20 protein-coding genes are annotated in these 25,842 nt (G+C 73.2%); 5 read left to right on the top strand and 15 right to left on the bottom strand.

The window, feature by feature from the left end; genetic code table 11:
• Window positions 1-81: 81 nt before the first annotated feature.
• The 3 genes from EDD39_RS19920 to EDD39_RS19910 form a co-directional block, all read right to left on the bottom strand.
• A complete protein-coding gene (locus EDD39_RS19920) occupies window positions 82-1,395 on the bottom strand; it encodes an ABC transporter substrate-binding protein (RefSeq protein ID WP_123557871.1) in 1,314 nt (437 codons plus the stop codon).
• A gap of 40 nt (window positions 1,396-1,435) precedes the next feature.
• Entirely contained in the window at window positions 1,436-2,317 is an 882-nt protein-coding gene (locus tag EDD39_RS19915; protein WP_123557869.1) for a carbohydrate-binding domain-containing protein, read from the bottom strand.
• A 100-nt stretch (window positions 2,318-2,417) separates the two neighbouring features.
• Complete coding sequence (locus EDD39_RS19910; protein WP_162870064.1) at window positions 2,418-4,094, bottom strand: cellulose binding domain-containing protein; 1,677 nt, start codon at window positions 4,092-4,094, stop codon at window positions 2,418-2,420.
• Between the two features lie 407 nt (window positions 4,095-4,501).
• On the opposite strand from EDD39_RS19910, the gene EDD39_RS19905 reads away from it, so the two are divergent.
• The gene (locus EDD39_RS19905) at window positions 4,502-5,575 is read left to right on the top strand and encodes a LacI family DNA-binding transcriptional regulator (RefSeq protein WP_244256826.1); all 1,074 of its coding nucleotides are present in this window, start codon (window positions 4,502-4,504) and stop codon (window positions 5,573-5,575) included.
• Between the two features lie 97 nt (window positions 5,576-5,672).
• Here the strand turns inward: EDD39_RS19905 and EDD39_RS19900 are convergent, their stop codons facing one another.
• Window positions 5,673-6,107, bottom strand: coding sequence for a hypothetical protein (locus EDD39_RS19900; RefSeq protein WP_123557864.1), 435 nt, complete (start codon window positions 6,105-6,107; stop codon window positions 5,673-5,675).
• 110 nt (window positions 6,108-6,217) lie between these two features.
• On the opposite strand from EDD39_RS19900, the gene EDD39_RS19895 reads away from it, so the two are divergent.
• Complete coding sequence (locus tag EDD39_RS19895) at window positions 6,218-6,481, top strand: maleylpyruvate isomerase N-terminal domain-containing protein (RefSeq protein ID WP_425269706.1); 264 nt, start codon at window positions 6,218-6,220, stop codon at window positions 6,479-6,481.
• On the opposite strand, the gene EDD39_RS19890 is transcribed toward EDD39_RS19895, so the two are convergent.
• Entirely contained in the window at window positions 6,450-6,839 is a 390-nt protein-coding gene (locus EDD39_RS19890) for a hypothetical protein (protein WP_123819253.1), read from the bottom strand. The genes EDD39_RS19895 and EDD39_RS19890 overlap by 32 nt on opposite strands.
• A 192-nt stretch (window positions 6,840-7,031) precedes the next feature.
• A complete protein-coding gene (locus tag EDD39_RS19885; protein WP_123557860.1) occupies window positions 7,032-8,246 on the bottom strand; it encodes an amidohydrolase family protein in 1,215 nt (404 codons plus the stop codon).
• Window positions 8,247-8,349: 103 nt separating this feature from the next.
• Between EDD39_RS19885 and EDD39_RS19880 the strand changes: the two genes are divergently transcribed.
• Entirely contained in the window at window positions 8,350-8,826 is a 477-nt protein-coding gene (locus tag EDD39_RS19880) for a MarR family winged helix-turn-helix transcriptional regulator (protein ID WP_123557858.1), read from the top strand.
• A 166-nt stretch (window positions 8,827-8,992) separates the two neighbouring features.
• On the opposite strand, the gene EDD39_RS19875 is transcribed toward EDD39_RS19880, so the two are convergent.
• The 4 genes from EDD39_RS19875 to EDD39_RS19860 form a co-directional block, all read right to left on the bottom strand.
• Complete coding sequence (locus EDD39_RS19875) at window positions 8,993-10,390, bottom strand: hypothetical protein (protein ID WP_244256825.1); 1,398 nt, start codon at window positions 10,388-10,390, stop codon at window positions 8,993-8,995.
• Between the two features lie 15 nt (window positions 10,391-10,405).
• Entirely contained in the window at window positions 10,406-13,045 is a 2,640-nt protein-coding gene (locus EDD39_RS42120; RefSeq protein ID WP_425269754.1) for a polymorphic toxin-type HINT domain-containing protein, read from the bottom strand.
• 3,455 nt (window positions 13,046-16,500) lie between these two features.
• Window positions 16,501-17,637, bottom strand: a complete 1,137-nt coding sequence (locus tag EDD39_RS41085; RefSeq protein ID WP_244256824.1) for a hypothetical protein — start codon at window positions 17,635-17,637, stop codon at window positions 16,501-16,503.
• A 404-nt stretch (window positions 17,638-18,041) separates the two neighbouring features.
• On the bottom strand, window positions 18,042-19,064 hold the full coding sequence (locus tag EDD39_RS19860) for a LacI family DNA-binding transcriptional regulator (RefSeq protein ID WP_123560624.1): 1,023 nt from the start codon (window positions 19,062-19,064) through the stop codon (window positions 18,042-18,044).
• Between the two features lie 174 nt (window positions 19,065-19,238).
• On the opposite strand from EDD39_RS19860, the gene EDD39_RS19855 reads away from it, so the two are divergent.
• Together EDD39_RS19855 and EDD39_RS19850 are read left to right on the top strand one after the other, a co-directional pair.
• Window positions 19,239-19,898, top strand: coding sequence for a hypothetical protein (locus EDD39_RS19855; protein WP_123557852.1), 660 nt, complete (start codon window positions 19,239-19,241; stop codon window positions 19,896-19,898).
• 38 nt (window positions 19,899-19,936) lie between these two features.
• A complete protein-coding gene (locus tag EDD39_RS19850; RefSeq protein WP_148089476.1) occupies window positions 19,937-20,506 on the top strand; it encodes a hypothetical protein in 570 nt (189 codons plus the stop codon).
• 38 nt (window positions 20,507-20,544) lie between these two features.
• On the opposite strand, the gene EDD39_RS19845 is transcribed toward EDD39_RS19850, so the two are convergent.
• The 5 genes from EDD39_RS19845 to EDD39_RS19825 all read right to left on the bottom strand — a co-directional run bounded on the left by EDD39_RS19845 (window position 20,545) and on the right by EDD39_RS19825 (window position 25,839).
• The gene (locus EDD39_RS19845) at window positions 20,545-21,576 is read right to left on the bottom strand and encodes a LacI family DNA-binding transcriptional regulator (RefSeq protein WP_123557848.1); all 1,032 of its coding nucleotides are present in this window, start codon (window positions 21,574-21,576) and stop codon (window positions 20,545-20,547) included.
• Between the two features lie 75 nt (window positions 21,577-21,651).
• The gene (locus tag EDD39_RS19840) at window positions 21,652-22,302 is read right to left on the bottom strand and encodes an SGNH/GDSL hydrolase family protein (RefSeq protein ID WP_123557845.1); all 651 of its coding nucleotides are present in this window, start codon (window positions 22,300-22,302) and stop codon (window positions 21,652-21,654) included.
• Window positions 22,303-22,479: 177 nt separating this feature from the next.
• On the bottom strand, window positions 22,480-23,721 hold the full coding sequence (gene manA / locus EDD39_RS19835; protein WP_123557843.1) for a mannose-6-phosphate isomerase, class I: 1,242 nt from the start codon (window positions 23,719-23,721) through the stop codon (window positions 22,480-22,482).
• A gap of 149 nt (window positions 23,722-23,870) precedes the next feature.
• The gene (locus EDD39_RS19830; RefSeq protein WP_244256823.1) at window positions 23,871-24,899 is read right to left on the bottom strand and encodes a LacI family DNA-binding transcriptional regulator; all 1,029 of its coding nucleotides are present in this window, start codon (window positions 24,897-24,899) and stop codon (window positions 23,871-23,873) included.
• Between the two features lie 88 nt (window positions 24,900-24,987).
• Window positions 24,988-25,839 carry a carbohydrate ABC transporter permease gene (locus EDD39_RS19825; RefSeq protein ID WP_244257240.1) on the bottom strand — a complete coding sequence of 284 codons (852 nt, stop codon included), beginning with the start codon at window positions 25,837-25,839 and terminating at the stop codon, window positions 24,988-24,990.
• Window positions 25,840-25,842: the final 3 nt, after the last annotated feature.

Here is a 25,842-nt window from a genome sequence, read left to right as displayed (position 1 = left end):
GCTCATCGCGGAGGCCGGCTCGTCACCGAGGCCGGCCCGTCGCGGAGGTCTGCTCGTCGCGGAGGCCCGAGCGGCCGGGCTTCAGCCCACGGCCTTCTGCGCCTTCCCCCAGCGCCGGTTCAGGTCCGCGAAGTAGCCCTCCAGGTCGCCGGGGGCGGCCCCCGACGCCAGGTCCACCAGCTTGCGCCGGTAGTCGGGCGCGTCCAGGCCGATGCCCGCGGCCTTGTCGATCGCGTCGACCTTCGCCAGCTGCTCCCGGGTCTGCGGGATCATCCGCACCGCCCGGTCGTCCAGCGGCTGGAGCGAGGCGGGCAGCCTCGCCCCGCGCACCGAGGAGATCGACTCGTCGGCGGCCGCGCTGCCGGAGCGGGTGATGTACCACTCCAGCCAGGCCCGGGCGGCCTCCTGGTGCGCGGAGTGCACGTTGACCGCGTACTTGTAGTCCGGCTGCACCACGGTGCAGAAGTGCCCGTCGCGCTGCACCGGCAGCGGCATGAACCCGATGTCCGCCGGGTCGCCCCCGGCCGCCCGGGCGGCCTCCTGCATCTGCGCGACCGCCCAGGAGCCCAGCTCCATGGTCGCCACCCGGCCGGTGCCCAGCAGCGTCTTGGAGGTCTCCCAGTCGGTGGTCTGCGGCTCGGACTCGGTGAGCTTCTCGTGCACCGCCCGGTACAGCAGGCTGTCGATCTCGTACAGGTCCTTGCCGGGCGTCCACGGCGCCGCGGTCCCCGCCAGCTTGTCGCGCGCGGTGTTGTCGCAGGTCGGCACCCCGATCGCGTCCGACCACTGCCGCAGCGGCCAGCCGTCGTGGTAGTTCGTGTAGTACGGGACGGCCTGGGTCCGCTCCCGGATCGCCTTCAGGTCCTCGACGAACCGGTCCGGCGTGGTGGGCCACTCGGTGATCCCGGCCTTCGCCCACACCGCCTTGTTGTAGACCAGCCCGGAGGCGATCCCGATGTTGGCGATGCCGTACACGTGCTCGTCGACGGTGCCGTAGTCGATGTAGTCGAAGGTGTCCGACAGCTCGCGGGAGTTCCCCAACGAGCTGAAGTAGGCGGGGTACTGGCCGGCCGGCAGGCCGTCCGGGATCAGCAGCACGTCCCCGTAGTCGCCCTTGGCCAGCCGTTCCCCTGCCTCGCCCTCGTAGTCGACCAGGCCCTCGAACTCCACCTTCACCTTCGGGTAGAGCTCGTTGAACTCGGCCGCGTACTTCTTCATCAGCCCGCTGTTCACCTGGTCGACCCGGTTGGTCAGCACCGTGATCGTCCCCGACACCTTCGACCGGTCGGCGGTGGACACCACCCCCGCGAGGGGGGCGGGCCCACCGTCGGTGCAGCCGCTCAGGGCCAGGGCCAGGGCGGTCGCCGAACCCGCGGCGGCCCATCCTCTGCGCATCGCTTCCTCTTGCTCGTGCTCCCCGCGGTTACCGCGCGGGTCAGATGGCCGGCACCTGCACCCAGAACCGGGTGTCGTTGCCGAGGTTGGCGGAGTCGGCGTCCAGCTGGGCCTTGATCCAGTACACGGCGGCCCGGTAGTTGGCGATGTCCGCGGTGTTCGGGTTCGCCAGCCCGGAGGAGCCGTTGCGGTGGCCCGCGAACCAGGTGTTCAGGCCGTAGTGGTTCTGGCTCTGGTGCAGGCAGTTGACGTCCTGCGCGAGGTCGGAGTTGAGCACCGCGCCGTTGTCGTACTGGCTCTGCGACTGCCCGGCGAACCGGTCGCAGCCGGCCCGCAGCATCATCCAGTTCTGCTTGAAGATGCCGAAGTTGGCCGCGTCGCCGCTCTTGTTGTCGCCGTACGGGTACGCGGTGTCCATGTGGTCGGTCTCCAGCATCGCCACCGCCAGGTCCAGGCTGGTGGCCCCGGCCGCCCGCACCTGCCCCTTGCGGCCGCCCAGCCCGCCGACGCTGTACGACCCGCAGGTCGTCCCGGACGGGCAGGCGGTGCTGCTGCCACCGCCGCCACTGCTGCTGCCGGCCCCGGGGTCGGCCTTCGAGCCGCGCACCACGCAGGACTTGCCGCCCTCCCAGCCCCAGCCGTCCCCGTCCGGGTCGGTGGCGGAGCCGTTGGCGCAGTACGGGTAGCCGTTGGACGCGGTGCCGGAGGTGCTCGCCGCCGGGTCGGCCTTCGAGCCGCGCACCACGCAGGACTTGCCGCCCTCCCAGCCCCAGCCGTCCCCGTCCGGGTCGGTGGCGGAGCCGTTGGCGCAGTACGGGTAGCCGTTGGGGGCGGTGTCGGCGTGGGCGGCCGGGGCGAGGCCGAACAGGGCGCCGGCCAGCAGGCCGGCCGCGGTCGCGGCGGCGGACAGGGTGCGCTTCATCGTGGGGGTTCCTCTCTCGCGGTGCACGGGTGGGGACCGGCCCGCGGCCTGCCGGGTGGGGCGGGCGGCCGCGGGCCGGCGCTCGTGGACTGACGGACCGTCAGTAGCTGCCGCAGGTCTGTCCGTTGAGCGTGAAGACGGCCGGGACGCCGTTGGTGCCGGTGGTGGAGGTGCCGCTGAAGCCGAAGTTGACGGTGCCGCCGGCCGGGATCACGGTGTTGTAGCCGGACGGGTTGCTCGCCACCACCTGCTTGCCGGTCTGCACCGGCACCGCGTTCCACATGTTGGTGACCCGCTGGTCACCGGGGAAGGCGAACGCCACCTTCCAGCCGTCGACCGGCGTGCTGCCGGTGTTCTTGACCGTCACGTCGCCGTTGAAGGTGCTGCCCCAGTCCGACAGCCCGTAGTGCACCGCGCAACTCCCGTTCGGCGCGGGGGTGGTGGCCGAAGCGGACGGCGAGGGCGACGCGGACGCCGACGCCGACGCCGAGGCGCTCGCCGACGCGCTCGCCGAAGCCGAAGCGCTCGGCGTCGGGCTGGAAGTCCCGCCGGTCAGGCCGGACTTGGCGCGCATCCGGTCCGAGTGGGCCCGGAACACCGACAGTTCGGGCGCGCCGGCCATCACGCCGAACTTGCCGTCCACGTTGTGGTCCTCGTACCACCAGAACGCGCTGCCGTCGCCGCCCGCCGCCTCGAAGTCGGGGTAGATCTGGCTCCACCAGGCCGAGCGGTCGACGTTGTGGACGTTGAACTCGCCCATGAAGAACGGCTTTCCGACCTTGTCGTGCGAGTCGGTGATCCAGGAGCGGATCAGCGCCTTGGTCTGGTCGAGGTTCAGGTTCGCCCAGGACTCGGTCGGGTACGGGTGCGCGGAGGTGTAGTCGATGTACGGCGACTGCTGCACGTGGACGAAGGGGTTGCCCTCGTCCCCGCCGAAGCCGTAGTTCGTGCCGTGGCCCTCCAGGCCGACGCCCAACAGGTGCTTGGAGTCGATGCCCTTCACGAACGCGCCCATCTCGTCCACCCAGGCCCGCAGCGTCGTCCCGTCGACGTTCTCGGCGGCGCTCTGGCCCTCGTACCGGGGCTCGTTCATCAGGTCCCAGGCGAAGATGGTCGGGTCGTCCTTGTACTTGACGCCGCTGTAGTGGTTGACCCGGTTGAGCGCGTACGAGACGTAGTTCTTGTAGGAGGTGAAGCAGCCGGGGCAGCGGGTCTTGTCGAAGAACGCGGCCCGGCCGGGCTGGCCGCCGGAGAGGCCCTCCCACTGGAGGCGGGTGTCGATGCCGCCGTACGCCTCCCAGTAGTTCTCGAACACCGGGACGAGGCGGATGCCGTGGGCCTTGGCGGACTGGACGATGTAGTCGAACTGGGCGAACTCCTGCTCGTCGTAGACGCCCTTGGACTTCTCGAAGCCGTGCCAGCTCTCGTGGTTGAACATCCACAGCCGCACCACGTCGACCTTGTCGGCCTGCAGGTTGGCGAACTGGGCGTCGATCCGGGCCTTGTCCATGAACTGCGTCTCGGTGTCCCCGGAGGCCGAGCCGTAGGTGAACAGGTCGTAGGTGTTGGTGCCCGCGAAGTAGTACTCCTTGCCGTCCAGGCAGAAGTGCACGCCGCAGCGGGTGGCGAACGAGTCCGCGCCGGCCGCCTGCGCGGTGTCGGCCCGGCCGAGGGTGAGGCCGGCCGCGGCGACGGACGCGGCCAGCAGGAACGCCATCGGCGCGTAGCGCTTGGCGGAGGCGGTGCGGGGGCGGTGGTGCTGGATTCTGCGGTTCACGCGGATCCCTTTCGTCCCAGGCATGTGGGGGGTGGGAGGGGATGGGGGAGGCGCCCCGGCCGCCGGGGTGTCCCGACCGCGGCGACGCGGGGCCTGCGGTGCGGACGGCGACGTTCGTTGGGGCGTGCCGTCCGCACCGGGTCTTGCGGGGAGTGCTCCTGTTGCGCGGGGCAGGCGTCCAGCGGCCTGCCCGATCGGTCGGTTAACCGATTAAGGCGTGAAGACCGTATTGGCGGCTCGACATCGTTGTCAACGGCCAGTTAACCGTTTGTTGCGAACCGTCCCTCAGCGGGGGCGCCGGGCTACAGCGGAGCGGGGTGCGCGTAGTAGCTTGAGAGGGCACAACAGGTCCCCGCCCGGTACGAGCACGGTCGGCGGACGGTCGACGAGCAGTCCGGAAAGGTCCCGTGGAGCAGGTGTCCCAGCAGCAGAGCCCGCCGGCGAAGCGGCCGACCATCGCCGACATCGCCAAGATCGTGGGCGTGTCCAAGGTCTCCGTCTCCAACGCCTTGAACGGTCAACCCGGCGTCTCGGACGCCACCCGCGCCAAGATCGCCGCCGTCGCCGAGGAGCTCGGCTTCGTCCGCAACAGCGCCGCCCGCGCCCTCAGCGGCGCCAAGGCCGCCGCCGTCGGCCTCGCGCTCTGCCGACCCGCCCGGATGCTCGGCACCGAACCGTTCTTCATGGAACTCATCGGCGGCATCGAGAAGGTGCTCTCCGACGCCTCCTACTCGCTCGCCCTCCAGGTCGTCTCCGACCACGAGCGCGGCCTGGAGGCGTACCGCCGCTGGTGGGGCGAGCGGCACATCGACGGCGCGATCCTGGTCGACCTGCGCCGCGACGACGCCCGGGTGCCCGCCCTGGAGGAGATGGGCCTGCCCACCGTCGTCATCGGCCACCCCTCCGGCTCCGGCCGGCTCACCCCCGTCTGGTCCGACGACGCCGCCGCCGTCCGCGAGACCATGGAGTACCTCGCCGCCCTCGGCCACCGCCGGGTCGGCCGGGTCGCCGGCCTCACCGGCCTGGTCCACACCGCCATCCGCGACGAGGCGTTCACCGCCGCCTGCACCGACCTCGGCCTCGACGCGCTGCCCACCGTCCACACCGACTACACCGGCGAGGAGGGCGCCCGCGCCACCCGCCGCCTGCTGCTCTCCCCCGCCCGCCCCACCGCGATCCTCTACGACAACGACATCACCGCCGTCGCGGGCCTGTCCGTCGCCCAGGAACTCGGCCTCTCCGTCCCCCGGGACCTCTCCCTGGTCGCCTGGGACGACTCGCCCCTCGCCCAGGTCGTCCGCCCCCCGCTCACCGCCCTCACCCGCGACATCCACGCCTACGGCGCCCACGCCGCCCGCACCCTCCTCGACCTGATCGCCGGCCGCCCCGCCGACGGCTACGAGGACCAGGCCCCCCAACTCACCCCCCGCGGCTCCACCGCCGCCCCGCCCCGCCCCGCCGAGACCGGCGCCCGCCGCTAGGCCCTGCCCGGTCGATCTTGTCGGATCGGCGCGCGGCGGTGGACGCCCGGCGAGATCGGCCGGACAGGGCCGAGGCCGTGGCCGGCTGCTGGAGGGCTCAGGCGAACCAGCAGTAGAGGCTGCCCCCGGCCGGGCCGGTTCTCGTGGCGAGTCCGGCGACCGCCTGCAGGACGGCGAGGAGGTCGTCGTCGGTCATGTCCTCGCCGTCCTCGTGGCGGAGCCTCTCGCTCCAGCGGTCGGCGAGGTCCTCCAGTTCCTCGGCGCCGGCGTCGGCCAGCGCCCGGGTCAGCCGGGGCGGGAGGGCGAACGTGCCGCTGCCGTCGTGGGTCACGGGCACGATCCAGTCGGTCCGCTGCCAGAAGAGCTGCTCCGAGGACGGCCCCACGAAGTAGGCGTCCCACTCGTCGACCGCGTCCTCCGCGTCGAAGTGACGGCCCGTCACCGCGGCGAACCGGCCCTGCGGGCCGCCCCGGTGCGCGCCGGCGGCGGTGCGGTCGTCAGGAGCGAGGAAGAAGGCCACGGCGGTGCTCACCGCGCCATGATGGCAGCTCCGGGGGGCGGGGCGCGGGGCGGGGTCGCCCAGCGCAGCGGCCGGGGAAAGCGCTGTCCGGCGAACGGGTCAGGATGGTAGGAACTGCCGCCGTGCACAGGACTCCGGAGTTTCCCGATCTGCTGCGGCTGATCGACGAACGCGCAGCCGCCTTCCGCGCCGCGATCGCCGCCGCGCCCAGCCTCGACCTGCCCGTGCCGACCTGCCCCGGGTGGACGCTGTTCGACCTGGTGCAGCACATCGGCGAGGGCCGCCGCCGCTGGGCCGCCGCCGTCGCCGCCGGGCCGGACGCCACGTCCGGGACCCCGGCCCGGGGCGCCGCGGTCAGGCGCCGGGGTCGACTTCGGGGTGCGTGAACCGCACGGGCCTGCCCAGCGCCCGGGCGTAGGCGATCTCGGCCCGGGTGCTGTCTCCGATGTAGTCGCCGACCACGAGCACCTCGTCGGCGAGCCGGATCTTCGCCCGGTGCAGTTCGTCGAGCCGGCTCTTCAGCGCTTCGGCCTCGGCGGGGTCGGCCCACAGTCCGTGCGGCGACTTCAGGTCGCAGCCTGGCTTGACGACGATCTTCCCGGCTGCGGTCTCCCGCAGGTCGGCCTCGGCCATCTCGGCCATAAAGCGGGTGGAGCCGCAGATCACGACGATGCGCGGGAGGCCCAGCAGCTTCTTCGCGTCGGCGAACTTCTCCTCCGGGGTGGGCGGTTGCGGGGACGGCACTGGTTCCTCCAGGTGGTGCGGCCCAGGGGCGGGGGACGCCTGCGGGGACGGGAACGCGGGCGTCCGGGACATGGTGCGACGAACGGCGCGGACGCCCCCGCGACAGACCCCGACCGGCCTGCCGACGGCTCCGGACCGGGCGGGCGCCGGCCCCTGCCGGCGGGCACCGGGGCCCGCCGGCAGGGGCGCGGTTCAGGCCGCCAGGCGGGTGCCGCGGCGCCAGACGGCGCGGGTGTTGAGGGTGTCGCCGATGTCGGTGGTCGGGTCGCCGTCGACCAGCAGAAGGTCGGCGCGCAGGCCCTCGGCGATGCGGCCACGGTCGCTGAGGCGGAAGCGGCGGGCGGTGGTCGCCGTGGCCGCGCGCAGGGCCCGTTCGGGGGTGAGGCCGGCCGTCACCAGGTACTGGAGTTCGTGGTGCAGGCTGGCGCCGTGGGCGAGGCCGCCGAAGAACGTCTCGGGCATGGAGACGTCGGTGCCGGCCAGCACGTCCACCCCGGCGGCGTCCAGGGCGCGCACGGTGGCGTACAGGTCGTCGAGCCGGCCCTGCGGGTAGCGGTTGTAGCTGGAGCGCAGGGTGCGGTCCCAGGCGCTGTCGAGGCGGGCGGCGACCCGGGGGTCGTCGGCGAGTTCGCTGCCGGTGCGTCCGGTCATCGAGGCGCCGAGGGTGAGGCAGGGGATGACGAACATGCCCGCGTCCTTGATCAGGGCGATGACCTCGTCCGTGTGCGGCTGGTCCATGAACACGTGGGTGACGCCGTCGACGCCGGCTTCGGCCGCCGTCCTGGTGGCGTCCAGGGTCAGCGCGTGGGCCACGGTGAGGGCGCCGTACTTCTTGGCCTCGGCCACGCCGGCGGCCACGGTGGCCCGGTCGAGCACGGGCAGCCCGGGGTGTCCCTCCACGCTGCCGTCGTCGATCATGAACTTGATGAAGTCGGAGCCTCGGGCCAGGAGTTGGGGCACGTAGGCGGCCGCCTCCTCGGGGGTGGTGGAGAACGGCATCAGCGGCATCACCGGCGGGAGGTCCCACTTCGGCCGGAAGCCCTCGGGCATCAGCTCGCTGGGGTGGCCGCCGGGCGGCGTGATGGCGAAGCCGGAGGAGCGCACGTCGGCGAGGGTGTCGTCGTCGGTGACGGCCGCCCGGTTCTCCCGGGTGTTCATCCCCTGCATCTCCAGTTCGGTGGTCACCCCGAACCGCAGGGCGAGCGCCAGCGAACCCGGGGCGGAGTGGACGTGGGCGTCGATGAGCCCGGGCAGCAGGGTGGCGCCGCTGCCGTCGACGACCTCGCTGCCCGCGGGGACGTCGCCGCCGACCCGGGCGATCCGCCCGCCGTCGACGACCACGGTCCGCACGCCCAGCGCCTTCTCGCCGTCGAAGACCTGCGCGCCGGTGATCGCGGTGAGTGCCATGGCGATCCGCCTCGTTTCCTTGCTCGTCCGAGATTTACATACCGGATGCTATGTACATACCCAATGTTATGCAAATTCCCGGGGCGGCCCTAGAATCGGCCCCATGAGCAGCGCGCCCTCCCCCGAGCAGCCCGCCGACGATCCGGCCCTGGACCAGATCGGCCCGGCCCTGTCCCGGCTGCGACGGCGCGCCCCGGCCTCGCGCAAGGACCTCTCCCGCAACCTCGTCCTCAACGTGGTCGCCGACGCGCCGGGCGAGATGACCGTCGGCGGCCTGGCCGCCGAGATGGGCGTCGCCCAGCCGGTGGCCAGCCGCACGGTCGCGGCCTGCCTGGCCGAAGGACTGCTGCGCCGGGCCGCCTCCCAGGCCGACGGGCGCCGCACCGTGCTCGAACTCACCGACCACGGCGAGGCCGAACGCAACCGCTTCGCCGCCGAGCAGCGCCGGGCCTTCCAGCAGATCACCGCCGCCTGGACGCCGGAGGAGCGGGTCCAGTTCGCCCGCCTCCTGGTCCGCTACGGGGCCGACGCCACCGCCTGGTCCCGCCAGCAGGACCGACCCGCCGAACAGCCGGACTGACCCGCCCCCGCACGGACACGGCGAAAGCCCCGCCAGGACGCAAGACTCGCCTGACGGGGCTTCACTTCACCGCACGGAACAGCCGGACGGGCCGGGGCACTCAGTGGCACGCCGGCCTCGTGTCACCTGCCGGAGACCGACCGACCGGAGACCGGCCTGCCGGAGATCATCCGGCCCGCCGGGGGATCCCCGCCGAATCGAGCAGCCGGTGCATGAGCGGTGGCGGCAGTGCCGGATTGGCGGCCGCCCGGATCGACGTCTGCGCGTCCCCGTCCCCCAGCAGTTCCGTCACCCGCCCGTACGGCAGGTCCGGGTGCGAGGCGAGGGCGCGTCGGAACCGCACGTCGGGATCGTGGCTGAGCCGCAGCAGCAGTTCGGCCGGCGCCCCGGGGTCGTGGGTGGCGAGGTGCCGTCGCGCCGGCTCGGGGTCGTCCCCGAACCGCCGGGCGAGCCCGGCCCGCGGAAAGCTCGGATGGTCCAGGAGCATGCCTTTCAGCGGGCTGGTCCAACGGCAGAAGACGTCGAGGACGACCTCGCCGTCGACGGTGGGCTGGTTCTCGCAGAGCAGGATGCGCACCGGGAGGTCGTCGTCGCGGCCGAGGAGGTCCACCACGTCCCGGGGCAACTGCCCGTTGCAGGCGGCGCTGCGACGGAGCAGCGTGTTCGCGGACGTCGCGCACCGCCGCAGCACCTCGGCATCGGTCGCGTCGAGGACCCAGGGCACCGCCCCGAGCCGGTCGGACTCCGACACCCGGTAGTCGATCTCCGCCCGCTGGGCCTCCGTCAGGTCCGGGCGGGCGGCGAACTGCAGGCGGACGGCGTGCTCCGGGTCGTCGGCGAGGAGCCGCGCCGTGTCCAGCGCGACCGCCGGATTGCCCGCGACGGCGGCGCGCTCGTGCACGTCACCGGTCTCGGCCAGCCGCCGCGCCGTCGCCGGGTGCAGTGCGGCCCTCGCCAGCACCTGAGCCCGCCGGACCGGAACGTCGTCCGTGAGCAGCAGGTACCGCTCGGTGGCGTCGGCGTCGTGGCCGCTCGCCCGCTTCGCGGCCTCGGCCCGCACGGAGGGTTCGGCGTCCGCCAGCAGCAGCCCGCGACGCTCGGGATCCAGGTGCTCCCAGGCCCGGCACGCGGCACGCCGCCGCCGCGGGTCGGCGTCCGACGCCAGCTCGGCCAGCGCCGGGGAGGGCAGCAGGCTCTCCTCCGCGCGCGAGCGCACCTGGGCGTCCCCGTCCCGGAGCAGGGCCCGCTGGGCCCACTCCGGCAACGGGTCCACCGGGCTCCTGAACCACTGCGGCCCGGTCGCCACCGCGGCCCGCACCGTCGGGTCGGGGTCGTTCACCAGCCGCGCCCGGCGGTCACCGGAGGCGTCCTTGTTCTCCGCGAACGCCGCCCGCAGCGTCACGTGCGGCGAGGTCACGATCGCGTCGACGACCCGGTCGGGCAGCGAGCGCCAGGCCAGGGTCTGCCAGACGTCCGACGCCTCCTCGGAGAGCAGCCGCAGCAGCACGTCGGCCGGGGCTGCGGGATTCTTGACGATCCCGCGGATCATTCCGTGGTTGTTCATCAGCGCTCCGCGGGACTAGGGCAGGTCGGCGAACGGATCGGATCCGCCGTGCCACTCGACGCGGTCCCGGACCGACTTCGGCGATTTCATGATCTGCGCCAACTCCCACGCCGTGAAGTCGTGCGACGGGTTGCTCGCGAGGTCGCTTGCGCTCACGGTCTCGGCCCACGCCCTGGCGCCTGCGGTTCCTCCGTCGACATCGGTGAGGTCGAACACCAGCTTCGTGGTGCTGCTCGGTTCCAGGGAGGCCCTGAAATGATTGAAGAAGTCAGTGTAGTCACCGAGTTCTCCGGCCCCGCCGAAACCGTCGGAGAATTGGTGGAACCATATCTGGCCGGGCTCTGCGTTCATCGGGTCCGCCAGCGCCTCCAGGGACTCGCCGTCGACTCCGAGCACGATCTTCGTGGGAGGACAGATGTTGTGGACGAGGACGGGCGTGCCGCCCGCGACCACGTAGTACGTGTGCAGGTCGGCGACGGTGAGGTTGTGCATGTCCGCTTCGCCCTGCAGCGGGGTCACGGCGGTCACCCGGATCCGGTCTCCGGAGGGGGTGACGAGGGTGTCGCCCACCGGCAGTTCGCCGGCCGGGGTCCAGGTGCCGGTGGTGGCGTCCCGGAACGGGTGGTTCGACGTGGTGTGCAGCGTCCCGGAGGAGCCGTCGGCCAGTTGGACCTGGAGGTCGACCAGGTCCTGGTCGTGGTTCAGCCAGGTCGCGGTGACCTGGTGTCCGCCGCCGTCCTCGCCGGTGTCCGGATCGGCCGCCTCGACCTCGTCCCCGTCCTTGATGTCGGCGATGGGTTTGAGCGACCCGTCGGCCATCAGCACCAGGGTGTCGCCGGAGAAGCTGCAGCCGCTGGGCTCGAATCCGGCGATCTTTCCTGCACCGTAGGCCATGGCGCCGCCGACCACGGCACTCAGGGCCATCTTGGTGACGTCGGTGCAGTCCTCGGTGCACTGTCCCGCCATCCCCGCGACGGCGCCGACCATCACGAGGCACCCCGCTCCGGCGCTCTCGGGGCACAGGGCCGCGCCGATCAGGGAGACCGCCAGCGACGCGACCTGTCCCTTGGCCGCGTCCCAGAGTTCGGAGAGCGTCACGTCACCCAGCAGGGCGTGCCGGAAGCGGACCATCAGCGGGCCGTACGTGTGACCGTTCGGGTCGTTCCAGCCCTTCGGGTCCCGCTCCATGTAGAACTGCAGGTCTTTCCTGAACTGGTCGAGGCGGTCCTTCGGGATCTTGTTGATGATCTCGGTCGCCACCGGGTCCGGCTTCGCCGGCGGCTTCGGCTTCGCGGGCTGGCAGGCGCCGCTGATCGCGCAGGACTCCGCCGGGGCGCCGGGCTGCGCGGTGGGGCAGGGGATGTCGCTGCCCACGCCGCCGCAGGCGAGTCGCAGGCCGGTGGGGTCGGAGTGGGTGACCGGGTTGTCCGCGGCGTAGGTGTAGCCGTTCTGCTGCTGCGGGTCGCCCTCCAGGACGGGGTCGAGGCTGATGAACCGTCCGAGCGCGGTGTCGTACTGCCGGGCTCCGATGGTCGTCAGTTCGGCGTTGGTGCTGACCGGGTCGCCGAGGAAGCCGTTCTTGTCGAGCCACGAGGATCCGGGGGCGGAGCCGCGGGGCGCGCCGTAGGGCGTGTACTGCTTCCAGGCCGGGTTCTTGCCGTTGGCGTCCAGGCTGACGGCGCCGGTGCTGTGCTGGTCGCCGAACAGGAAGCTCACCGCGGTGTTGGTGAGCACGGCCTGGCCGCCGCCCGGCAGGCTGTACGTCCGGGTGTTGCCCTTGGCGGAGGTCGTGGTGTTCAGGGTGATCTGCTGGTCGGGCAGGAAGACGGTGATCGTGCCGGGGTCGACCCGTTCGATCACGTCGCCGCCGGCACCGTAGTAGTAGGTGCTGGTGGCGCCGTTGGTGGTGGCGGTCTGCAGCTTGCCCTGCTTGTCCCAGGTGAGGCTCTGCTGGCCGGCGCTGGTGGGGCGGGAGGTCGTGGCGCCCAGGGAGTTGTAGCAGTAGGCGCCGGTGGCGGTGGTGTTGCCGGTGGTGCTGGTGGACGCCAGGGTGTGGGCGCCGGTGCCGGCGTTCGCGCAGCCGGTGGCGCTGCCGCCGTAGGCGTAGGTGGTGGTGGTGTCGGCGGAGACCGGGCTCAGCGCGTGCTGGACCTGGCTCTTGGGCTGGCCGAGCACGTCGAAGGTCCAACTGGTCCAGTACGCGGCGCCGCTGACGCCGTCGCCGACGGTGGTGGCGACGTTCTGCGCGGTGGGTCGGGTGGCGCAGGTGCCGGCGGCGCCCGCGGTGGTCCAGGCCTGGCTGAGGCGGTCGAGCGGGTCGTAGGTGTAGCACTGGGTCTCGGTCGCGGCGCCGTTGCGGACGCTGCTCTGCGCGGTGACGTTGCCAGCCGGGTCGTAGGTGTAGCTGGTGGCGTCGTACGGCGTGGTCGAGACGGAGGTGTTGCCGATCCGCCGGAGGTCGAGCGCCCCGGTGTGCGGGTCGTAGTCGTAGTTGACGCCGGCCGGCGAGGCCGCCGCTCCGACGGTGGTCGCGGCCACCTGGCCCAGGGCGGTGTAGGCGGTGCTCTGGGTGTAGCCGTTGGTGCCGCCGAGCGTGGCGGGCTTGTCGAGTCCGCGGTAGCCGGCGTACCCGGTGGTGAGCACCTCCAGGGGCATACCGCCGGCGGCGGGGATCAGGTCGGACTTGGGCAGTCCGACGGTCGGGCTGTAGGAGTGCCGGTAGGAGTACTTGCCGGCGAGGTCGTTGCTGCCGGGGACGGTGTAGTCCTCGCCCGTCGAGGCGCCCCGGGCGGTGAAGCCCTGGGCCTGGGTGACGAACGCGCCGGCCGGTGTGTTGGAGGTGACGGTGGTGAGCCGGCCCTTGGCGTTGACCATGCCCGGGACGGCGTTGTTGCTGTTGTCGTAGCCCCAGGTGGCCACCGGCGTCGCGCCGGACTGCGCGCTCAGCGGCACGTCGTAGCGGGCCGTCTGGCGGTTGAGCGCGTCGTAGGTGAAGGACGCGGTGTTGCCCGTGGAGTCGCTGATCTGCAGGAGGTTGCCGACCTTGTCGTACAGCATGGGCGAGCCGGCCGGGGTGGACCCGGAGTCGGGGTCGGTGGTGGAGACGGTCTGGCCGAGGAAGTCGTAGCGGGTGGTCCAGGTGTTGCCCAGGGCGTCGACGACCTGGGACGGGCGGCCGAGCGCGTCGTAGGTGTGCTTGGTCGCGCTGGTGGTGCCGCCGGTGACGGTGGCGGTGGTGAAGCCTCCGGTGACCGCGGTGGTGACGGTGGGCGCGGTGGTGTACTGGTCGACTTCGGTGGTGTGGTCCAGTGCGTCGGTGACCGTCGCGCCGGCGGTGCCGCCGGTGGGCGGGACGCTGATGACGCGGTCGCCGAGGTACTGGGAGTACCCGGTGCTCCGGACCGCCTGCTCGTAGAGCGACGTGACCACGGTGGGCCGGCCCAGGCCGTCGTACGACGTCAGGGTCTGCTGGTCCACGGCGTTGTCCGCGGCCGACACCAGGGTGCCGTTGGGGTCGGAACTCTTGTCCCAGTAGTTGGAGTTGGTCTTGTAGGCCCAGCCGTGCGAGTCGTAGAAGGTGTCGCTGACGATCCGGCCGGCGGCGGTGGTGACCGCCTGGTTCTGGGTCTGCCGGGTCCGCAGGAGCGAGTCCAGCAGGACGGTGGAGACCGAGTACCCGGAGGACTCGTTGAGCGCCTTGGTGGTGACCACCGGGGGCGCGTTGCTGCCGACCGCCGGGAAGGCGTAGTCGTACAGCTCGTCGGCCGGTGCGCTGGTGGGCCGGCCGGCGCGCCACACCGCGATGGTGCGGCCCAGGCCGTCCGCCTTGGCGGTGGTGGTGATGCCGTTCATGTCGGTGGTGCTGAGCGACAGGCCGCGCATCGGGTCGAGCGTGGTCACCTGGCTCTGGCCGAGCGCGTTGGTGACGGTCAGCCCGGTGGTGGTCAGGTAGGAGGTGCGGGTGTAGCCGGTGGTGGTCGCGTGTCCGGCGCCGTCGTAGATCTTGCTCGGCTTGCCGAAGCTGTCGGTGAGCGTGCTGCCCTTGGTCCGGTAGGTGAACGCGCCGCCGCTGTAGCCGTCGGCGACCTGGAGCACGGACTGGTCGCCCTTGGTGGGGGCGGCCTGCGGCCAGGCGGGGGCGGTGGGCTGCGGCCAGGTGGCCGCCATCGTCGGGTTGTCGTAGAAGGTGCGGGTCGCCGTGACGACGTCGGTGGCCCGGTTGAGGCCGGTCGGCGCGGTCAGCTTGTTGAGCTGGGCGTCGGTGGGGGCGCTGGCGCCGCCCGGGTTGGCGCCGGCGCAGGGCTTGGCGTCGGTCTCGCTCTCGGCGGGCAGGCCGCTGAGGTTGAGCGCGGTGTTGGCCGGGGCGTAGGCGGTGCGGTCGCAGCTCTCCTGCGACTTCGCGGTGCCGGCCAGCGCGAGGTCACCGTGGTCGTAGTTGTACAGCGGCAGGCCGAAGGTCGGCGAGGCCGCGTCGGTGTCGTAGCTGGTGTCGGTCTCGGTGGTGCGCCAGCCGCCGCTGACGGCCTGGCGGGTCCAGGTCTCGACCTTGCCGGTGGCGTTGGCGGTGAGCGGGGGCAGTCCGGTGCGGGTGCGGCTGGCGGTGGGGGCGGAGACCCAGTAGGAGTTGATGCTGGAGTGGTCGACCGGCCCGCCGTCGTAGGTGTAGGCCGCGGACTCCAGCAGGCTGCCGGAGAGTTGGTCGCTGTCGCGGTGGGTGCCGCCCTGGGAGTCGGCCAGGTTGACGGTGCGGGTGCTGGTCGGGGAGAGCCAGTCGCCGTCCATGCCCCGGTAGAACCAGGACTCGGAGAGGGTGAGCGGGTCGGCGCCCTGGCCGGTGCGGGTCTGCACGTCGCCGTAGCCGCGCCACTGGCCCCAGGTGCGGTACTTGGCCTTGACGACCTCGTTGTCGTCGTGGTGCCAGGCGCCGCCGCCCTTGTAGGTGTACGCCGTGTACAGGCCCGCCGAACCGCCCGACGGGTCCGACTGCGAGACCGACTTGACCACGTACTTGTTGAACCAGTCCGTGTACGGGTCCGTCATGAACTTCGGCGTCCAGTTGACGGGGTAGCACGAGGAGGTGTTGGTCGCCGGGTCCAGGCCCTGGATGCCGGCCGGGGTGCAGGCGTCGGGCAGCGTGTACTCGACGCCGATCGCGCTGCCGGTCTCGGTGGTGATCCGGTCGATCCGGTACCGGTTCAGCGGGCCGAGCCCCGAGCCGTTGCCGGTGGTGTAGTCGACCCGGTTGGCCATCATCGCGCCGTGGAACGTCACCGGCGGCAGCGGCACCTCCGGCCCGCCCGCGGAGGTGTCCTTGCCGGTGTGGGTGATCGAGTCCAGCCACAGCGTCGAGGTGTTGTACGTGCCCGTCGTCGGAATCGACTGCGCCAGCGCCCAGGTGTCCACCGGCGCGTAGGCGCTGCCGTTCCACTGCGAGGTGGCGATGCCGGTCAGCCGGACGGTGGAGAAGAAGCCCGGCGAGGTAGTGGTGCAGGTGGCGCCCTGCGCGCACACGAGGTCGAAGGGCACGTCCGGCCAGTTCGCCGCGTTCGCCGCGTTCAGCGGCTGGCAGGTCCCGGTGACGCAGCGGTCCCCGGTGGTGAAGGAGACCCTGTCCGCGACCGTGCCGTAGGCGCTGCCGTCGGTGAAGCCGTAGTCGATGCGGTCGAGGTGGCTGTCGCGCACGTACGGCGTCATCGTGGCACCGTTGTTGCGCCCGTAGTAGTTGGTGTCCTGCTTGTACCAGTACGACATCGCGTTGCCGTGCAGGTCCTTGACGTAGTCCAGGTGCCAGCGGTACGCCGTCGTGCACACCGCGTTGGCGAACGTCGCGTTGTAGCAGGGGTCGCCCGGGTTCGCCGAGTACACCGGCTCCGAGTCCACCGAGTTCGTCACCGCTTTGCCCGACGACCAGCCGGGCAGCTGGTTGCGCCCGAAGCTGTACACCGTCCCCGAACGGTCCGTCAGCGTCCAGTAGCCGGTGTTGAACGTCCCCGACCCGTTGTTGCTGCCGGTCACGTGGGTCACCACGGCGCCCGCGTCGTCGGAGGTCTTCCAGGTGCTCTTGCCGGCGTCCCAGATCAGCGACGTCGAGGAGCCGTTGAGCGAGACGGTCAGCAGCGGGCCGTCGTAGCACGTGTCGCCGGTCGACTTGGCGGCCGGCTGCGTGATGCCCTCGGGCGAGCCCGAGCAGGAGACGAAGGTCTGCTCGACGTAGGAGTCCGCCATCGCCCAGCCCTCGCCGATCCACGAGGACTGCGCCTGAGTGGAAGCGGTCTTGCCGTCCACGCTGCCGGAGTCGTACGACAGTTGGATCTTCGGGGTGAGCTCCGAAGCCGCCGGGGCAGGCTGATCGGGTAGCTGTAGGTGAAGGAACCGGACGCGCTACCGGCAGCCCAACTACCGGACGGGCTCAGCGAGGTGGCACCGTACTGGCCGCCGTCGCCGCCGCCGTCACCGGACGAGACGCCGGAGGTCGCCGCGATCAGCATCGTGCCGGCGAACGCCGCGGGCGCGGCGGCCGGAGCGGCAGCGGTGAACGACGCCTGCCGGACGTCCGGGGTCTGCGGCTGCGCGGCGCCGGTGGCCGCGCTCAGCGGCACCACGGCCGAGAGCGCCCCGGCCGCGGGGTCGCGGTCCGTCTCCAGCGGGGTCTGCACCCGGCAGTCCGGGACCTCGGGGGTGGTCAGCGCGCACGCGGGCATCGCCACCAGGTGCAGGCGGGACGCGTAGTCACCGCCGTACGCCTGTGCGAACGCCTGGTAGTCGACGCCGATCCTGGCCTTGCCGCGGCCGCCGCCGACCGGGGTGACCTCGGCGAGCAGGCCGCTGACGCCCGCCGCGAGGGCCGCCCGGTGGTCCAGGACCTGGACGTCGACCGAGGAGGGACCGGTGTAGCCGGCCGCCCCGTCCGCCACGCCCTCGGCCCACACCGGACCGCCGAAAGCCGCCCTGGCCTTCGAGGTACCCAGCGCCACCCGCCCGTTGCTCTTCGCCGGGAACGTGGTCGCGGTGGCCTCGTACGGCGCGGCCGACGTGAGGCGCTCGGCCGCCCGGCGCGGCACCTCGGTCACCTTCACCGGGTGCCCGAGGCCGGGTGCCGGTGCGGCCGGTGCGGCCGGTGCGGCGAGCAACGGCGCCGCCTGGGCACCGGCCGTGAGCACCGCCTGGCCGACCAGGGCGACGGCCACCACCAGCGAGATCCGGCTGCGCAGTGGTCGGGTTCTCGCGCTCCTGCGCCAACTCTTCATCAGTTCTCCCCGGCCACCGTCACATCGCTGCCGCCCCCTCCGCGCGGAAGCGCGTCGGTTCCCCCGTCGGTCAACACCGCCGGTGGCCCGCGGGGACCCTAGTGGCGCGAGCGCGATCTTGAACAGGACGTTCGGAGCCCGATCCGAGGACTTTGCCCGCACTGGGCACACAATGCGATCAAGCCTTTGCCAAACTTTTCCCATTCCGGCCGGGAAATCGGGCACCGAAAGGGCCGCACCGAAGAAAACCGTGCAACCCCCGCGTTCGGGCGCAGGGCGCTGAGCTGCACTGTTGCCGGGGAACCGGACCCGCCGTCACCCCGACCAGCACGGCCCGCGGGAAACCACCCCGCTCAGCTCCCCGCCACCGGCCCCGTGCTCCCCCGCTCCTCCCCCTCCACCCGTCAGCCCGCCACCGGCCCCGTGCTCCCCCGCGGCACCAGCACCGGCGTCCCCGCCGGACGCGACCGGGCCCGGCCCTCGTCGATCAACTCCAGCAGGCAACGGGCGACTTCCTCGCCGACCGCGAACGGGTCGTGGCTGAGGGCGGAGAGTTGCGGGCGGGTGATCCGGCACAGGTCGGAGTCGTCCCAGGCGACCAGCGAGACGTCCTGCGGGACGCGCAGGCCCAACTCCTCGGCGACGGCGAGTGCGGCGACGGCCATCAGGTCGTTGTCGTAGACGATCGCGGTGGGCCGTTCGGCGGCCGTCAGCAGGGTGCGGGTGGCCCGGGCGCCGGCGTGGGCGGAGAGGTCGGTGGGGAGGGTGCGGGCGGTGACGGCCGGGAGTTCGGCGGCGGTGGCGGTGAACGCGTCGCCGCGCAGCAGGGTGCGGCCGAGCGTCTCGGGGCCGGTGACGTGGGCGATCCGACGGTGGCCGAGCAGGGCGAGGTAGCGGACGGCCTCGGCGATCGCGGCCGCGTCGTCGGTCCACACGGCCGGGAACGGGCCGGACAGCGCGGGCTGGCTGACCGCGACGGCGGGCATGCCGAGCTTGTGGACGGGCTCCAGCCGGGGGTCGGCGGCGACCACTCCGACCAGCACCGAGCCGTTCACCCGTCCCGACTGCCACCACTGCCGGTAGAGCGCGATCTCGGCGTCCCGGTCGGGGACGGTGTGCAGCAGCAGTGCGCACGGCCGCTCGGCGAGGACCTGCTCGATCCCGCCGATCAGCGCCATCTGCACCTGGTCGAGTCCGGCGGCGGCCGCGCCCCGGGTGAGGGCCATGCCGATGGTGTGCACGCGGTCGCTCTGGGCCAGTGAGCGGGCGGCGAGGTTCGGCGACCAGCCGAGTTCGCGGGCCGCTTCGACGATCCGCTGCCGGGTCGCGTCGGAGACGCCCGGCCGGTCGTTGAGGGCCAGCGAGACCGCGCCCGCGGACACCCCGGCCCGCGCCGCCACGTCCCGGATCGTCACCCGCCGCTGCATCCTGCCGCTCACCCCGTCCACTCCGTGCCGTCCGCCCCGGACCGTCCGCTCCGGGTCCGCCACCTGCGGGCCACCATCCTGTCAGGTCCCCGCCGCGGTGCGGCACATCGGCTGCTGGTAGCGTCGCAATCTTCGCCGGGCGCCCCGGCGGAGTACCCCTCGGCAGGGACCGGCATGACGACCGCGCAGCAGCGCCTGCACCACGCCCTGGACGCCCTCGACCGCACCGCCCGCCCCGGCCCGGCCGTCGGCGGTTGCGAACACTGTTACACCGCCGGGCAGTTGGCGGCCCTGGCCGGTCCGCCGGCCCTGGTCCCGAACGGCCTGCTGCACTCGGTGGCCGCGAAGGGCCCGGACCACTGGGAGGACTTCCCCACCCTCTACCGGCGGCTCGCCCCGCGCATCCTGCGCCAGTTGACCACCGGCACCCTCGCCGTCGACGGCCCCCTGGTCGCCGCCCGCCTGGTGGCCGCCGCCTGGCCCGACTGGCACCGCGCCGACCTCGTCCGGGACGTCCTGGACGCCTGGTGGCCCGCCGCCCTGGCCGACCCCGCCGCGGACGCCGCCGAGGTCCTGGCCACCCTCGCCGTCGCCACCGGCACCCTCACCCCCTGGCTGCGCACCTGGGCCGCCACCCCCACCCCCACCGCCGACCGCCACCTCGCCGACGCCCTCGACACCTGGCTCCACCACGGCCGGCTCCCCGACCTGCGCCTCGGCTTCCACGCCGAACTCCCGGCCGGCCCCGAGATCACCGCCTGGATCGCCACCCTGCCACCCCGCCGCATCGCCCCGGACCAGCGCTGCCGGCTCTCCCCCGCCCTGGACGGCTGAGCCCCCCCCGGCTCGGCGCAGGGCCCGGCAGGCAGAATGTGGCTTCCAGGGCCCTGCCGCTCCGTACCGCGGCCCGCCCGCAGCACACCGGACGGGAGCGGGAGTTGGAGAACGCCAGGGTCGACCTCACGGGGCCGCGCGAGGAGTTGTACGAGCCGTTGATGCGGGCGGTCTGCCCGTCCTCGCAGGGGGAGGCGGCGTTCCGGCTGGTGTACCAGGTCGAGCCGCTGTGGGAGTGGCTGCTCGCGCGGGAGCTGGTGACGGTCGAGTCCCGGGAGCGGTACGACCTGCTCGACGTCGACCTGCCGGGGGCGCTCACCCGGCTGCGGGAGGAGGGCGGCGTCGCCGGGCCCGAGGGCCGCGACGACCCGGTCGCCCGGTCCGCCGGGGCGGTGCTGGCGGTGGCGGCGAACCTGGCGGGCAGTCTGCACTGCAGCCTGCGCAACGTCCTGTACGAGCTGACGGGGGACCACATGCGGCTGGTGGCCGAGGCGATGATGTACGCCGCCGGGTACCTGGACGGGTCCGCGGACCCGCTGGGGCACGAGGACGAGGAGGGGTGGGGGCCGAACGGCGCGGCGCGCGAGGAGCGGCTGGCGGGGCTCTGAGCCCGCGCCCCCGCCGGGGCCGTCAGGCCGTCACGCCGTCACGCCGTCAGCGGCGGGGTCTCGCCCGACCCGCGCGGGATGAGCAGGGTGGGGAGTTCCAGGCGGGCGGGGGGCGTGGTGTCGCCGGTGAGGCGGTCGAAGAGGCGGCGGGCGGCGAGGGCGCCGAGGGCGGCGGGGTCCTGGGCGACGACGGTGAGGCCGGGGGTGAGCAGGTCGGCGAGTTCGAGGTCGTCGAAGCCGACCAGGGCGGGGCGGCGGTCGGCGGGGAGGTGGTGGAGGGCGGCGAGGGTGACCCGGTTGTTGGCGGTGAACAGGGCGGTCACCGCGTCGGGGCCGGTGGTGAGGCGGCGGACGGCGGCGGCGACCCGGGTCCGGTCGGTGGGGCCGCAGTCGACCCAGCGTTCGTCGACGGGCAGTCCGGCCGCGGCCATCGCCGCGCGGTAGCCGCGGGCCCGCTCGGCGGCGGTGTGGATGGACGGGAGGTCACCGACGAAGCCGATCCGGCGGTGGCCGTGGGCGATCAGGTGGGCGGTGCCGGCCTGTGCGCCGCCCGCGTTGTCGCTGAGCACGGCGTCGGCGTCGATGCCGGAGCCGGGGCGGTCCAGGAAGACCACGGGCGTGCCGGACTCGATCTCGGGCAGCAGGTAGCGGTGGTCGTCACCGGCCGGGACGACGATCAGCCCGTCCACCCGCCGCGCGCAGAACGCCAGCGCCAACTCCCGTTCGCGCGCCGGTACTTCGGCGCTGGAACCGGTGAACAGCAGGCAGCCCTCGGCGGCCGCGACCTGTTCGACGGCCCGGGAGAGCGCGGAGGAGAACGGGTCGCTGATGTCCTCCAGCAGCAGCGCGACGCTCGCCGTCCGGCCGGTGCGCAGCAGCCGCGCGCTGTCGTTGCGCCGGAAGCCGAGCGCCTCGATCGCGGCCTGCACCCGGGCCGCCATCTCGGGCGTCACCCCGCTCTCGCCGTTCACCACCCGGGAGACGGTCTTCAGCCCGACCCCGGCGGCCGCCGCGACGTCCTTCATGGTGGGGCGGGCACCGCGGGTGCCGCTGGCAGGGCTGCTGGTCATGTCAGGGAGGATAGTGCGCGTACGGCTCCCCCCGGCACGCCCGCCCCCTCCCCGTCCGGTTCCGGCCGCCCACCGCTACGCCGCCCCGCCGTCGCTGCCGCCGTCACTGCCGGTGCCGGTGCCGGTGACCAGGTTCAGCCAGGCGTCGGCGAGCAGGCGGTGGCCGAGGTCGGTGGGGTGGACGCCGTCGATGACGATCAGGGTGGGGTCGCCGGCGGTGCGGGCGGCCTGGTTGAGGAGGCCGTCGGCGGCGAGCAGCAGGGCGTCGTGTTCGGCGGCGAGGCGGCGGACGGCGTGGATGCGCGGGTCGAGGTCCTCGCGCCAGGCCCACTGGTCGGGGGTGACGGGAACGAGGAAGGGCTCGATCAGGACGAGTCGGGGGGCGCAGTGGGCGTGCAGGCGGCGCAGCAGTTCCCGGTACTCGTCCTCCCAGGTGTCGACGGGGCTGGACAGGCCGCTGTCGTGGTGGCGCCAGGTGTCGTTGACGCCGATCAGCAGCGAGACGAGGTCCGGCCGGTGGGCGAGCGTGTCGGCGTCCCAGCGGGCGCGCAGGTCGGTGAGGCGGTCGCCGCCGATGCCGCGGTTGAGGACGGTCGGGGTGCCGGGCAGCGCGGCGGCGGCCAGGGCCGCGTAGCCGTGGCCGAGGTCGTCGGGGCGGGCGCGGTCGCGTCCGGCGTCGGTGATGCTGTCGCCCTGGAACAGGACGGTGGCGGCGGCGGTCTGCATGCGGCTCTCCTCGCGCGGGGCCCGCCGTCCGGGGTGAAGGTCGTCGGGCGGCGGGCGGACGGGTGGCTTGTCGGACGGGCTGGGACGGGCTGGGACGGGCGGGCCAGGAGGGGTGGACGGGTGGACGGGTGGGTGTCTCGGGTTCGTTCCCCGTCGCCTCACGAGCATGCCGCCGTTTCAGCGGGCCCGTGGCACCCTGGCCCGGAACACGGTCGCGTCCCCGGCCAGCCGCAGCGGCCCGCTCGCGGCGGGGACGTACGCGCACTCGCCCGGCCCGATCGCGGGCCCGTCGTCCAGGTGGGCGGTGCCGCGGACGCAGAGCAGCAGTTGCGGCCCGTCGTCGTCGATCCGGACGCCGAACCGGGCGTCGAGCCGGACGTCGGACCGGGCGTCGGTCCCGGCGGGGTCGCCGAGTTCGATCCGGGAGAGGGTGAACTCCTCGGCGGGGGTGAGGAATTCGAGTTCGCCGGACCCGGCCGGGACGGCGGGGGTGTGGTGCGGGGCGGTGGGGCGGAAGTCGACGACCTCGGCGAGGGCGGCGGTGTCGACGTGCTTGGGGGTGAGGCCGCAGCGCAGCACGTTGTCGGAGTTGGCCATGATCTCGACGCCGAGTCCGCGCAGGTAGGCGTGCGGGACGCCGGCGTCCAGGTAGAGGGCCTGCCCGGCGCCGAGGTGGACGTGGTTGAGCAGCATGGCGGCCAGCAGGCCGGGGTCGCCGGGGTAGTCGCGGGCGGCGGCCAGGTAGGCGGCCCAGCTCGCCGCGTCCGGGTCCCCGCCGGTCGCCAGCTTCCGCATCGCGGCGGGCAGTTCGGCGGCAGCCTGCTCGCCACGGGCGCGGTCCTCGGCGAGTGCGCCGGTCAGCACGGTGCGCAGGGCGGTGTCGGCGGGGGCGGTGCGCAGGGTGTCGATCCAGGGGGCGAGCACCGGCAGGTCGAGGCGCTGCCACAGTTCGGCGGTGGCGCGCGGGTCGCGGAAGCCGCACAGGGCGTCGAACTCGCCGAGGGCGCAGATCAGTTCGGGCTTGTGGTTGCGGTCGCGGTAGATCCGGTGCGGGGCGTCGAGCGGGGTGCCGGCGGCGTCCTCGGCGGCGTACCCGGCGGCGGCCTGGGCGAGGGTCGGGTGGACCTGCACGGAGAGGGCGTGTTCGGCGGCCAGCACCTTGAGCAGGAACGGGAGTTGCGGCCCGAACCGGCCGGTCACCCGGGGGCCGAGTTCGGTGGCGGGGTCGCGGGCGATGACCGCGTCGAGCGGTTCGGCGCCGTCGCCGCGGTCGATCCGGGAGGGGGCACCGGGGTGGGCGCCCATCCAGAGTTCAGCCTCGGGTCCGCCGGTGGGCGGGCGGCCGGTCAGTTCGGCGAGCGCGGTGGTCGAGCCCCAGGCGTAGGGGCGGACGGTGGTGGCGAGCAGGTCGGCGGTCATCGGGTGAGCTCCGGGAGGGTGGTGCCCCGGCCCGTCCCCGAACTTCCTTACCCTCAAAAGGAGTCGGGGACGGGCCGGGAGTCTGCGGGAGTGGCGGTCTACGGGCGGAGGTGGTCGGACGGACGTCGGAGGCAGTCGGTCGGCGGACGTCAGCGGGCCGGCGGGGCGCTGCTGCCGCGCGGGACCAGGACGGGGGTGGGGGCCGGTCCGGCGGGCGTGCCGCGGTGCTCGATGACGTCGAACAGGGTGCGGGCGACCAGCGCGCCGTACCCGTGCACGTCGTGGCTCATCGCGGACAGCGCGGGGTGGGTGAGCCGGCACAGCTGGGAGTCGTCCCAGGCGATCAGCGACAGGTCGGCGGGGACGTGCAGGCCGAACTCGGCGGCGACCGAGATGCCCGCGACGGCCATGATGTCGTTGTCGTAGACGATCGCGGTGGGGCGGTGGGCGGAGGCCAGCAGCATCCGGGTGGCCCGGGCGCCGGCCTGGCCGGAGAAGTCGGTGGGGACGCTGCGCGGCGGCTCCAGTCCGAGCTGTTCGGCGGCGGCGGCCAGCGCCCTGGTGCGGATGGCGGTGTGCCCGAGGTGCGGGTCGCCGCCGACCCGGGCGATCCGGCGGTGGCCGAGCAGGGCGAGGTAGCGGACGGCTTCGGCGATCGCGGCCGCGTCGTCGGTCCAGACGGCCGCCAGCTCCCCTCCGGCCAGGCCGGGGTGGCCGGCCGCGACGGTCGGCATGCCGAGTGCGGCGAGTGCCGGGATGCGCGGGTCGGCCTCGGTCAGGTCGGTCAGCACCGCGCCGCTGACCCGCCGGGTGCGCCACCAGGTGCGGTGCACGGCGATCTCCTGCTCGCGGTCCCGTACCAGTCGCAGCAGCAGGGTCGCCGAGCGTTCCTCCAGCACGCTCTGGATGCCGGAGATGAACTCCATGTAGAAGGGTTCCAGGCCGAGTTGGCGGGCCGGGCGGGTGATCACCAGCCCGACGGTGTCGCTGCCCGGCGCCAGCCGGGCCAGGCTGCGGGCGGCCTGGCTGGGCACCCAGCCGAGTTCCTCGGCCGCGGCCCGGATCCGTTCCCTGGTCGGCACGGACACCCCGGGCCGGTCGTTCAGGGCCAGCGAGACGGCCCCGGCGGAGACCCCGGCGAGGGCCGCGACGTCCCGGATGGTGACGCGTCCGCTCACCGTGCCGCCTCCCGTCCCGTCGGCTCCCCCCGCGGCGGTACCGCGGCGCAGGTGCGGTACCGCCGCCCGTTCCCCCCGGTGCGGCGGCTCACTTGCTGGAGCCGGCCGCGAAGCCGGCGTAGATGAGGCGCTGCAGGGCGAGGAAGACCACCAGGGTGGGGAGGATCACCAGGATCGCGCCGGCCGAGATGATCTCCCAGTTGACGCCGAACGGGCCCTGGAAGCGGAACAGCGAGGTGGAGATGGTGCCCAGGTCGGTCGAGGGCATGTAGAGGAACGGGACGAAGAAGTCGTTGTACACCGTGACGCCCTTGACGATCACCACGGTGGCGATGGCCGGCTTGAGCATCGGCAGGATGATCCGCCAGTAGATGGTGAACGAGTTCGCCCCGTCGAGGCGCGCCGCCTCGTCCAGCGAGACCGGGATGGAGCGGATGAACTGCAGGAAGATGTAGATCGAGATGATGTCGGTGCCGAGGTACAGCAGGATCGGCGCCCAGCGGGTGTTGAACGCGCCGAGGTCGTTGACGATCTGGAAGGTGGCGACCTGGGTGGTCACCGACGGCACCAGGCTGGCCAGCAGGAACGCGCCCATGACGAGCTTCTTCAGCCGGAACTCGAAGCGGTCGATGGCGTAGGCGGTCATCGAGCCGATCACCACGGTGCCGGTGACGGACACCAGCAGGATGATCCCGGTGTTCAGGAACGCCGGCATCATGTGGCCCTGGGTGAAGGCGATGCGGAAGTTCTCGAAGTTGAACCAGTCGGAGGGCAGGTCCAGCGGGCCGGTGGCGAGGGCCTCCTTGCGGGTCTTGAGCGAGGTGAACAGGATCACCAGCAGCGGGACCAGCACCACGGCGCTGGCCAGTACCAGGGACAGGTACTTGGCGCCGGACGCGGCGGCGGAACGGGCGTGGAAACGACGGGGGTTGCGGTTCACGGC

This window comes from Kitasatospora cineracea (assembly GCF_003751605.1).
In the GTDB taxonomy this organism is placed as follows: Bacteria; Actinomycetota; Actinomycetes; order Streptomycetales; family Streptomycetaceae; genus Kitasatospora; species Kitasatospora cineracea.
This window is presented reverse-complemented; position numbering and strand designations above follow the sequence as displayed.

What these genes read in the sequence shown, in the direction of transcription:
- EDD39_RS19920 (WP_123557871.1), bottom strand. Translation starts at nt 1,395, where the DNA reads ATGCGCAGAGGATGGGCCGCCGCGGGTTCGGCGACCGCCCTGGCCCTG.
- EDD39_RS19845 (WP_123557848.1), bottom strand. Translation starts at nt 21,576, where the DNA reads ATGACCAGCAGCCCTGCCAGCGGCACCCGCGGTGCCCGCCCCACCATG.
- EDD39_RS19880 (WP_123557858.1), top strand. Translation starts at nt 8,350, where the DNA reads ATGAGCAGCGCGCCCTCCCCCGAGCAGCCCGCCGACGATCCGGCCCTG.
- EDD39_RS19860 (WP_123560624.1), bottom strand. Translation starts at nt 19,064, where the DNA reads ATGCAGCGGCGGGTGACGATCCGGGACGTGGCGGCGCGGGCCGGGGTG.
- EDD39_RS42120 (WP_425269754.1), bottom strand. Translation starts at nt 13,045, where the DNA reads ATGCCCCTGGAGGTGCTCACCACCGGGTACGCCGGCTACCGCGGACTC.
- EDD39_RS41085 (WP_244256824.1), bottom strand. Translation starts at nt 17,637, where the DNA reads ATGAAGAGTTGGCGCAGGAGCGCGAGAACCCGACCACTGCGCAGCCGG.
- manA (WP_123557843.1), bottom strand. Translation starts at nt 23,721, where the DNA reads ATGACCGCCGACCTGCTCGCCACCACCGTCCGCCCCTACGCCTGGGGC.
- EDD39_RS19855 (WP_123557852.1), top strand. Translation starts at nt 19,239, where the DNA reads ATGACGACCGCGCAGCAGCGCCTGCACCACGCCCTGGACGCCCTCGAC.
- EDD39_RS19875 (WP_244256825.1), bottom strand. Translation starts at nt 10,390, where the DNA reads ATGAACAACCACGGAATGATCCGCGGGATCGTCAAGAATCCCGCAGCC.
- EDD39_RS19915 (WP_123557869.1), bottom strand. Translation starts at nt 2,317, where the DNA reads ATGAAGCGCACCCTGTCCGCCGCCGCGACCGCGGCCGGCCTGCTGGCC.
- EDD39_RS19840 (WP_123557845.1), bottom strand. Translation starts at nt 22,302, where the DNA reads ATGCAGACCGCCGCCGCCACCGTCCTGTTCCAGGGCGACAGCATCACC.
- EDD39_RS19885 (WP_123557860.1), bottom strand. Translation starts at nt 8,246, where the DNA reads ATGGCACTCACCGCGATCACCGGCGCGCAGGTCTTCGACGGCGAGAAG.